The 10,113-nt window shown below is 57.4% G+C and carries 8 protein-coding genes and 1 pseudogene; 2 read left to right on the forward strand and 7 right to left on the reverse strand.

What is annotated here, in order from left to right; genetic code table 11:
* Positions 1-123: 123 nt before the first annotated feature.
* Positions 124-1,309 (forward strand): annotated as a pseudogene (locus BPSY_RS01320) (IS256 family transposase).
* 344 nt (positions 1,310-1,653) lie between these two features.
* Here the strand turns inward: BPSY_RS01320 and BPSY_RS01325 are convergent.
* From BPSY_RS01325 to arsB, 6 genes are all read right to left on the reverse strand, one after another.
* Positions 1,654-3,561 carry a heavy metal translocating P-type ATPase gene (locus BPSY_RS01325; RefSeq protein WP_033498306.1) on the reverse strand — a complete coding sequence of 636 codons (1,908 nt, stop codon included), beginning with the start codon at positions 3,559-3,561 and terminating at the stop codon, positions 1,654-1,656.
* A complete protein-coding gene (gene cmtR / locus BPSY_RS01330) occupies positions 3,558-3,932 on the reverse strand; it encodes a Cd(II)/Pb(II)-sensing metalloregulatory transcriptional regulator CmtR (RefSeq protein ID WP_434533622.1) in 375 nt (124 codons plus the stop codon). Before cmtR ends, BPSY_RS01325 begins: the two co-directional genes overlap by 4 nt.
* A gap of 424 nt (positions 3,933-4,356) precedes the next feature.
* A complete protein-coding gene (locus BPSY_RS01335; protein ID WP_033498310.1) occupies positions 4,357-5,721 on the reverse strand; it encodes an FAD-dependent oxidoreductase in 1,365 nt (454 codons plus the stop codon).
* Between the two features lie 26 nt (positions 5,722-5,747).
* Entirely contained in the window at positions 5,748-7,532 is a 1,785-nt protein-coding gene (gene arsA / locus BPSY_RS01340; protein ID WP_051921403.1) for an arsenical pump-driving ATPase, read from the reverse strand.
* Positions 7,533-7,562: 30 nt separating this feature from the next.
* On the reverse strand, positions 7,563-7,976 hold the full coding sequence (gene arsD / locus BPSY_RS01345; RefSeq protein ID WP_051921405.1) for an arsenite efflux transporter metallochaperone ArsD: 414 nt from the start codon (positions 7,974-7,976) through the stop codon (positions 7,563-7,565).
* 53 nt (positions 7,977-8,029) lie between these two features.
* Positions 8,030-9,124 (reverse strand): ACR3 family arsenite efflux transporter, encoded by a 1,095-nt coding sequence (gene arsB / locus BPSY_RS01350; protein WP_024464620.1) that lies wholly within the window; start codon positions 9,122-9,124, stop codon positions 8,030-8,032.
* Positions 9,125-9,353: 229 nt separating this feature from the next.
* Between arsB and BPSY_RS12025 the strand changes: the two genes are divergently transcribed.
* Positions 9,354-9,722, forward strand: coding sequence for an ArsR/SmtB family transcription factor (locus BPSY_RS12025; RefSeq protein WP_081672841.1), 369 nt, complete (start codon positions 9,354-9,356; stop codon positions 9,720-9,722).
* Positions 9,723-9,908: 186 nt separating this feature from the next.
* Here BPSY_RS12025 and BPSY_RS11860 read toward each other — a convergent pair.
* The coding region (locus BPSY_RS11860) for a hypothetical protein (protein ID WP_238556769.1) at positions 9,909-10,113 on the reverse strand (205 nt) is incomplete at its 5' end.

Below are 10,113 nucleotides of genomic sequence, written 5' to 3' on the forward strand. Positions count from 1 at the left end.
TAACGCCCGGTTTCTTGCGCAAATTTGCTGGTGCTTGTTGAAGTGGTGGAGCATGGCTTGTCGCCTGTGTACGATTTCAGTCGCCAGACCATTAACCGCTCTAGAAAAGCAGGCGACAGAACCATGCCCGAGAAAATCATACAAGTCAACCAACCCATGTTCGAGACCCAATTGGATCGCATGGTCACCCAGAAGGTCACCGAGATCCGTGGGCCGGATGCTGGACGCCGAGGCCGACGAGATCGCCGGCGCGGCCCGCTACGAGCGCTCCGATGGCAGGAAGGCGTATCGGGCTGGTCATTACGAGCGTGATCTGACCGTCAAGGCCGGGAAAATGGCAGTGAGGGTGCCGAAGTTGAAGGGCGCCCTGTTCGAGTCGGCGGTGATCGAACGGTATCGTCGCCGGGAGGAGAGCGTGGAGGAGGCGCTGATCGACATGTACCTGGCCGGTGTCTCCACGAGGCGGGTGGACGACATCAGCCAGGCCCTGTGGGGCGAGCGGATGCCGTCGCAGACCCTGTCAGACCAGCTCAAGAAGGTGTATGCGGGTATCGACCAGTGGCGTGAACGCCCGCTATCCCAGCCCTACCCGTATGTGTTCATGGATGGCGTGTGGCACAAGCGTTCGTGGGGTGGCGCCGTGGAGAACGTGAGCATACTGGTCGCGATCGGCATCGGGTCGGACGGGCACCGGGAGGTGATCGGCGTGGCGGAAGGCATGAAGGAGGATTCGACGAGCTGGAACAGCTTCGTCTCCTCGCTCATCTCGCGTGGGCTTACCGGCGTGCGCCTGGTGACCGGCGACCGGTGCGCCGGACTGGTGAACACCGTCAGTGGACTCCTGCCACAGGCCCGCTACCAGCGGTGCATGGTGCACTTCATGCGCAACGTGCTCGCCAAGGTTTCCCCTCGTCACACCCGGTGGGCCGCCGACGCGCTGAAAGCGATCTTCGCGTCGGAAACCCGCCAGGCCGCCCTGGAGAAGGCCGAGAGCATCGCCACGCAGATGGACGCAAGGAAACTCAAAGAGGCCGCCAAGTGCCTGCGGGAGGGCATCGGCGAGACCACGACCTACCTGCTGGACGACTACCCGGTCGAGCATCGTCGGCGTATCCGCACCAACAACATGATCGAACGACTCAACCGCGAAATACGCCGCAGAACTCGCGTCGTGGGAGCGTTCCCCGACGGCAGGAGCGCATTCATGCTCATCACTGCGAGAATCCGCTACGTCACCGGCAACCAGTGGTCGACCCGCCGCTACCTGGACATGTCCCGACTCCACGACACCATACAAGAAGCGAACTGACAACGCACACAGGAAACAAAAACCAAAGTGCGCAAGAACCCGGGCACTACCCGCGTCATAGGCGAATATTGAGGTTCTTGCTCCGTATGTAGGCGGTAATGAGAGCACTCAAAGTATCCATTCCATTAAAGCAGTGTGTCCAGTAATGGTGGTAGGAAGTTCCACCTATGAGGTGGACTATTATTTCTCCGATCTGGATGGCTATGTTTTTCATTGTGTAACAGCAATCACTGCCTTTTTTCGATTATAGAGTAGATACTCAGCACTGTAATCAATACTAACGGTACTTTCGATCAGAACTGAGCGCCGATAGTGGTATTTTTTCTTGTCGTACGTTGGGAATCTCATGTGCTGCTCCGTCGTTGTGCTGCGCGCAGTCCGTTGAGGATGACGATGACCTCGGCGCCTTCGTGAACAAGTACCACAGCGGCCAGGCCAAGAACTCCGGTAATGGCCAGCGGGAGCAGAATCGCAATGATGAGTATTGACAAAACCACGTTCTCGTTCATGATCGTGCGCCCGCGGTGTGCGTGCGCAAGAGCTTGAGGGATGAGACGCAGGTCGTTCCCAGTAAATGCGACGTCCGCTGATTCAATCGCAGCATCGGCACCTTTGACTCCCATCGCGATTCCTACGTCTGCGGCCGCTAGGGCGGGTGCGTCGTTAATGCCGTCGCCGATCATCGCCGTGGGCTGCGTTCTGCATAGTTCTGCGACAGCGGCGGCCTTATCTTCTGGGCGCAGTTCGGACCGGACGTCGGTAATACCGGCCTGTGCAGCCAAGGCTCGCGCTGTGCGTGGATTGTCGCCAGTCAACATGGTTACGCCGATTCCGCGTTCGTTCAGCGTGCGTATTACCTCGGGCACTTCGGGACGCAGTTCGTCGCGCACTCCTACTGCCCCAACGGGTCTGCCGTCGCTATGCACGATGACGACGGTCATTCCCTCCATCTCCATCGCTCGCACCTCATCAGCCAGGGGGTCAGCATCGAGCCATCGAGGACTCCCGACGCTGACACAGACACCATCGATTACCCCAGAAATACCGCGACCCGCCGTTTCCGTGACATCATCGGCCTGTGGAGCGTCACTCACTGCGCTTGCGATTGCAGTGGCAAGCGGATGCGTACTGTGACCTTCCAAACTTGCCGCCCACTTCAGAACCTCGTTTTCACTCACACCATCGTCCGTCACTACGCGGGTCACGGTGGGGTTATTCCCTGTCAGAGTGCCAGTCTTATCGACTGCGAGATGTCGGATGCCACCAAAACGTTCAAACGCCGCACCGGATTTGACGACCACCCCGAACGCGGAAGCCGCACCAATAGCAGAGACGACGGTGACCGGGACAGCTATTGCCAAAGAACACGGGGATGCTGCGACGAGCACAACCAGTGCGCGCGTAATCCATAGCTCAACGTTCCCACTGAGCAGTGACCCGAGTAGGCCGACCAGTACTGCGAGAATCATTACTCCGGGCACAAGCGGACGTGCGATCCGATCAGCTAGTCGGGCACGCTCACCTTTCTCGCTCTGGGCCTTCTCGACAAGCTCCACAATTGTGGTAAGCGAGTTATCGGTGCCAGCGGCCGTGGCCTCAACGTCGAGCGTGCCCGTGGTGTTAATGGACCCTGCCGAGACATCCATGCCAGGTTCAACTTCGACTGGGATTGACTCGCCGGTGATCGCGGATGTGTCCAGGCTGCTCCGCCCGGCACGCACGATGCCATCAGTGGCAATCCGCTCGCCCGCCCGAACCACCAGCACGTCACCAACGCGCAGATCCTTTGCCTCGACCTCAACCGTTGCATCGCCACGTTTAACCAGTGCGGTCTTTGGCACGAGTTTCAACAATGCCCGCAGTCCAGCGCGAGCACGATCCATTGCCTTGTCCTCAAGCGCTTCCGAAATTGAGTAGAGGAACGCCAGCGCTGCTGCTTCCTCAACGTATCCAAGAATCACAGCACCAGTCGCGCTGATCGTCATCAGCAGACCGATACCAAGCTTGCCTTTCGTAAACAACCCTCGCAGCGCACCCGGAACAAAAGTGTACGCGCCCAAAAGCAGGCCGATCCAGAACATCACTAGACCTGCGGTCTTTGCGCCGGTCAAATCACACACTAGGCCAGCAGCGAATGCAATACCCGATGCAATCGGAATCAGAACGCTCGGACTGCGATACCACGGCCGATCGTCATCATCATCGTCATCGAAGTCAGGATGCTCAACCTGCGAATTTGTTACCGTACTCACGCTCGCACCTCCCGTGCCTCGCAGCCCCTAACATTGCAGTCGGAGTCCATGCATGGCACGCTCTCATCAACTGCAAGTGTCACATCAATAAGGGCAGTCAGCGCATGGGCTAGATGGGGGTCGGCGATTTCGTAACGGGTCTTCCTGCCCTCGGGTTCAGCCACCACGATGCCGCACCCGCGCAAACACGTCAAATGGTTTGACACGTTCGAACGAGACAGCCCCAGTTCTCGAGAGAGAACGGCAGGGTAACTGGGCCCATCTAACAGCGCCATCAGAATCCGTGAACGGGTCGGGTCTGCCATGGCCCGACCTAGCCGGTTCATTACATCAAGTCGATTCGTAATAGTCAGCATGCGATGACTATACATTAGATGATGTACTGTTGTCAAGTCCGGACATCAGGTAGTAGGCAGCTACGGAAATCAGGCACTAACGAAGTCCATAAATCGGGTAGCGCACGTCAAAGAATTGACACAAATTTTGCAACGCGGATGAAGTGCAATCAATAATTGCATCACGTTCTGTAGGCAAGAAATCTCGTCATGAACTCCACAGTGAAAACTCTGACCCCGCCTAGTTATATGGCCGTGTAGCGGATCGGCGACAGCCGGTGGAGTGGTCACGTTGAGCGGAAACACTTGCCCTACTCAGGCAAACGTTCTTACGATGCAAGTGCACGGAGTCCTGCGAGACAACGCATTCTCTATGAGTTTACCGACAAGAATCTTGGTTCAGATGGAATTTTGATGTGAGAGCAAATCGTCTCAGCACATAGGAATTGTTTTCTGAGGATTATTGCCAGTGTTGTGCGGTTGTCTGAATGGCGTCCCATGGTGCGGCGAGGGGTGGTGTGTAGGAGAGATCGAGGTCGGATAACTGCTGGATGGTGAGTCCTGCGAATATGGCGGTTGCGATCACGTCGGCACGTTTGGAGACTTCACTGCCGTAGGTTCCTACGAGTTGGCCTCCGAGTAATTGGCCGGTGGTGGGGTCTGCGGTGAGTCGGATGGTGATTGGGTGTGAGCCTGGGTAGTAGGCTTTGTGGTCGTCGACCGTGGCTGTCACCGAGCGTGCGGGAAGTCTGGCACTTTGGGCGTCGGTCTGGCGCAGTCCGGTACTTGCGGCGACGAGATCGAAGACCTTGACCGCTTGCGTGCCGAGGACGCCCTTGAAGGTGGCATCGCCGCCGGCGGCATTCTCTCCGGCAATGCGGCCTTGTTTGTGGGCTGTGGTGCCTAATGGCATCCATGTATTGCCGAGTAAACGGTGTTTGGTGATCACACAGTCACCGGCCGCGTAGATATCGGGTAGACCGGTACGCATGTGGTCGTCGACGACGATCGCATTCCCTGGACCGGTTTTGGCTCCGGCCTTGGTGAGCAGGCCCGTGTTGGGTTGCACGCCGACGACGGTGAGCACGAACTCTGTTTCGATTCGCTGGATGCCGGCTGAGTTGGTTACCGTGACGATGAGATGGCTGGTATGACGTTTGATGCGCTCTACGGTGGTGCCGGTGATGACGGTGACGCCGTGGCGGTCGAGTTCGTTGTGGAGTATCCGGGCAAGGTCTGGATCGAGTGTGGAAAGTATCTCTGGTCCACGTTGGATCATGGTGACAGCAATCCCGCGTCGAGTGAGCGCTTCGGCCATTTCCAGTCCGATATATCCAGCCCCGATGATGACGGCTGTTGTGGGCTGTCGCGTCTTGAGGTCGTGTTGCACGGCGTGCATGTTGTCGATGGTGTGCAGGACGTGTACGCCGTCATCTGGGCCAAGCGCCTTGGGGCCGCTCAGCCCACTGATTGTGGTGCTGGTTGGTCCGGCACCGGTGGCGACTACTAGTTGGTCATAGCCGATTGTCTCAACAGTGCCTGCGGGAGTGCGTACGGTGACGGTGTGGCCGGTAGCATCAATACTGGTGGCACGGGTGTCAAGGCGTAAGCTGAGTCCGGCAGCCTCGAGATCGTTGCTGGTGCGGTGGGCAAGGTCGTGCCAATCGGGCACCTCCCCGGCAACGTGATAGGGGATGCCGCAGATGGAATAGTTCGGGTAGTTATCGGCGACGATAATCGTGACGTCAGTGTGCGGGTCGAGCTGTCGGGCGCGTAGACCGGCCATGATGCCGGCGTCGGAGCCGCCGATGATGAGCAGTCGCATAAGTAGGTAATCCTTTGATGGTGCAATCAGCGAGGAGTGGTGGAGTCTGCCACGGACAGGGGCTGAGTGATGTCGTGTAGACTGTTGCGTCCAATGGGGGGTTTGGGCAGGATGGGAACGACGGCCATGCCTTCGGTGGACTGTTGGACGTGTTCGATCTTGGAAAGTTCTCCGTCTGCGATGGTTTGGAGGAATCCGGAAACAGGGTGTGCTGCGGCGACCGAACGGTTGACGACCCATGCCCATGGAGTGATGGATGCCCGTTTGAGATCATGTTGGAGTTGTTCGGCTTCGAGGATGGGAGTTATCTCGGGCAGCGTGACGATAATCATCTTCGTATATTCAGGATCCTGAAGCCGTGTCATCGGCGTGGCAGCGAGATTATCTCCCATCTGGTGGAGCATCTCGCGGTGGTAGGATCCCGTGGCATCAAGCAAGAGGAGCGTGTGCCCACTGGGCGCGGTGTCGATGATGACGATACGGTTCTGTGCCTCCCGTATGGCTTCGGAGAATTTGCGGAAGACGGCTACTTCTTGTGTGCAGGGTGACTGCAGATCTTCCATGAGTTGGGCACGACCCGTCGCGTCGAGACGAGCCCCCTTGGTAGTCAGAATCTCGTTTTGGTACTCGCGTAGGGCCTCGTCAGGATCAATTTTCGCGATGGTGAGGTTTGCGATAGTACCATCGAGCACGTCAGTGAGATTTCCCGCCGGATCGGTTGTGGTGAGCAGCACGTCGCGACCGCGTTCGGCAAGAGCCACGGCGATCGCCGTGGCCACCGTTGTCTTACCGACACCGCCCTTCCCAAGCGTCATGAACAGTCCGTGAGTCTGCTCCGCTAACTGGTCCACGAGGTCTGCCAGCGGCGGATACTTCCCGGCAACTTCACGGACATGGTTGGCGGCCTGTTCCGATTGTGTGGGAGTAGCAGTGAAGAACTCGCGAAGACTGTTGATGCCAACTACGTTACGTGAGTGCAACGTTGTCGTGTCGTATGGCAGTCGAGCGAGTCCACTGGGGAGAGAAGCAAGCTCCTTATGTTCCTGATCTCGGATCGCCGCCGCCAGAGAATCACCGTCGAGATCAGGCATGAGTGCGTTGATCAGTAGGTGCTGATTACCCATACCGAGAGCTGCAAGTTCTCGGCTGGTGCGATCGGCTTCCTGAATCGCTGAGCGTTGGGCGCGGGCGACGAGCACGAGCACGGTGCGGGCTGGATCTGAGAGCGCGTTGACTGCGGCCTGATAGACGCTACGGCGGGATTCAAGGCCGGCCATGGGACCTAAACAGGAAGCGTCACCCTTGCCCTCGTCAATGAACTGGTTCCAGTCGCCGGGCAACTCCAACAGACGGATGGTATGCCCCGTGGGTGCGGTATCGAGCAGCACATGGTCGTAATCACTAGTGAGGTCGGGATCGGCGATGAGGTCGGCGAACTCGTTGAAGGAAGCAATCTCGGTCGTACATGCCCCTGACAGTTGCTCGGTCATTGCTTGGATTTCCGTCTTCGGCAGGAGGCCGCGTACCGGTTTTATTATTGATTCGCGGTATGTGGCGGCGGCCGCTTCGGGGTCAATCTCCAGAGCGTCGATACCGGGAGCGGTGTTCAAGGTCGTAATCTGGTTGCCAATGTGCTGGTCAAAGACCTGCCCGATGTTCGAAGCCGGGTCCGTGCTCACGAGCAGCACTGACTTGCCTTGGTCGGCCAGAGCCAACGCCGTCGCACAGGTGGCCGACGTCTTACCGACGCCACCTTTGCCGGTAAAGAACGCGAACTTGGGAAGGTGGTCAAGAAAGGTGGGTTGGTTCATGGTTTCTGGTCTCCTATTCTGCGGCGTGGTTCAGCAGCATCCGCTTGCCCCGCAGCAGCATCCGGACTGTTCGGCTGTGTTCTCGGAGACAGGGTTTGTCGAGGGCGCGTCGATACCTGCCATGCGGAATAGTTGGTCGCGTGTCGGGTATGTGCCGGTAAGGACCGTCTGCCCGTCGACCTGGACGATGGGCAGCGCCTGTGAGCCGATACTGTCGAGTGCGTTGCGGACCTGAGAGTTTGCGACGAAGTTTTCCGGCTCGCTGGCAAGGTTGTGGCGCGTTATCGAGATCCCATTGCCCGTGATGGCCGCACAGTCGGCGGTGAACGCGATCAGTGTGGCATCCGGGTCACTGCCACAAACCCCGGAACTGCAGCACATTGCCGGTTCATAAACGTCAATGCGAGGGAGTTGAGTCGCTTGGTGTGATGTTGTATTTTGCATGATGAGATGCTCCTTACTTTCTTGTTTGTTAATGGCTTGACTATTTGTTGTGTTTACTGAATCCTGACCGGTTCTAAGTCGTCGCCGGTCCGGTCGTGGAGTGGGAACAGGTGAGGCCGTAGCCACAAGGCGACATAGACGAGGCCGAGCAGTACCGGCACTTCGACCAGCGGGCCGACGGTGCCGGCTAGGGCTTGGCCGGAAGCGACACCGAACGTGCCCACACATACGGCGATCGCGAGCTCAAAATTGTTACCCGCACCAGTGAACGCAAGAGTAGCGGTCTTCTCATAGCCAAGATGCAGAGCGTGGCCAAGAACGAACCCGAGAGTGAACATAATCGCGAAATATATGATAAGTGGTGCCGCGATACGAGCTACATCCCACGGCTCACGTGAAATGCGTCCGCCTTGCAGGGCAAACAGTACAACCACAGTGAAGAGGAGCCCCCAGGTGGCCAAAGGACTGATTCTCGGAAGGAACCGGTGTTCGTACCATTCACGGCCCTTCATACGCTCTCCGAGCACCCGACTGGCCCATCCGGCCAGCAGTGGCACACCAAGAAATACCAGCACGGACTCGACGATTGCCCAAAACGAGAACCCGACCGAAGTGGTAGACAGGCCAAGCCAACCAGGCAATATTTGCAAATAGAACCAACCGAGACCGGCGAATGCCACAATCTGAAAGATCGCATTGAGAGCGACAAGAACGGCGGCAGCCTCCCGGTCACCACCCGCCAGGTCATTCCAGATGAGCACCATTGCGATACAGCGGGCCAAACCCACGATAATGATGCCTGTGCGATACTCGGGCAGGTCGGGTAGCAACAGCCAAGCCAGCGTGAACATGAGAGCTGGGCCGACCACCCAATTGAGAATCAGAGAGGCGACCAGTAATCTACGATCGTGGGTCACGCGGCCCAGCCGGTCATAGCGAACTTTCGCCAACGGCGGATACATCATGAGGAGGAGCCCCACGGCAATCGGCAAACTTGTAGAACCCAACTTCACCGAGTCAATAAGTCCCGCCAGCCCAGGCCACAGTCGCCCCGCGCCCACCCCGACAATCATCGCCATCAGAATCAAGAGAGGCAACAACCGGTCAGCCGTTCCGAGTCGTGCGTGTGTCTGGGATTGTGCTCTCATCGTGCGACCTCCTGAGTGAACTCAATACATGTATCCGGGAATCCGGTTCGGTTGAGACCGTCGAGATATTCAGCACGGAAAAGTGCTCCAGCAGTGCACCCCATGTAAAGCCCTCGCCTAGCCCGCATACTAACGTTCACTACATTCTCCTCACATAGACGAATATCTATATGACTAATAGTTTATCAACATATAGACAATTGTCAATGCAAGTGAGAGACTGGAGGACATGACCATTACACTGCCGAACCCCACGAGTCGCCAGCAGTCCACCTGTTGCACGCCGACAGAGACGACGATACCTCGCCCAGCCGAGAGCCGGGACCTTGCCCGCAGGCTCAAAGCACTCTCTGACCCCACCCGATTACAGTTACTCCAACTTGTCGCCGCACACCCAGGAGGAAGAGCCTGCATCTGCGACCTCACGGAACCGCTTGGAGTTACCCAACCCACCGTCTCCCACCATATGAAGCTCTTAGCCGAATCCGGTTTCGTAACTCGAGAACAGCAAGGAAAGTGGGCTCACTACACTATTAGACCTGAAGCTCTCAACGATATTGGGCAGCGTCTCGCCAGCCTTAGCCATCCGTGCAGTTGAACCCTCACCATTGGCCGGAACTTCTGACAAAAGCGGACAGTTCACAAACATTTCCTATACGCATCCACAGAGTAGCTATTCACGATAACGTCGGATTGAGCCGTTCCTGCAGATTCCAGTTAGGCGTACAAGAGAGAGATTGACGGGAAAAGTAGAGGGCAAACCGACTTATGAGACCACCACTGTTTACATTATTCTGCTAGTGCCATCATTGAGTTCTGGAGCATTCGAATAAGGTCCTTCGTCTTCACTGTCATTATTCCGACGCAGTTTGCGACTAGCGATGAGTCCGATACTGAGAAGCAGCAGGATGATCGCAACCTCAATCAACCCCTGCACGGCTACGCCGGTTTGGGCGAGGTTCGAATTGTTGTATCCGTTCCAATCGGAT

This window comes from Bifidobacterium psychraerophilum (genome assembly GCF_000741705.1).
GTDB classification, from domain to species: domain Bacteria; phylum Actinomycetota; class Actinomycetes; order Actinomycetales; family Bifidobacteriaceae; genus Bombiscardovia; species Bombiscardovia psychraerophila.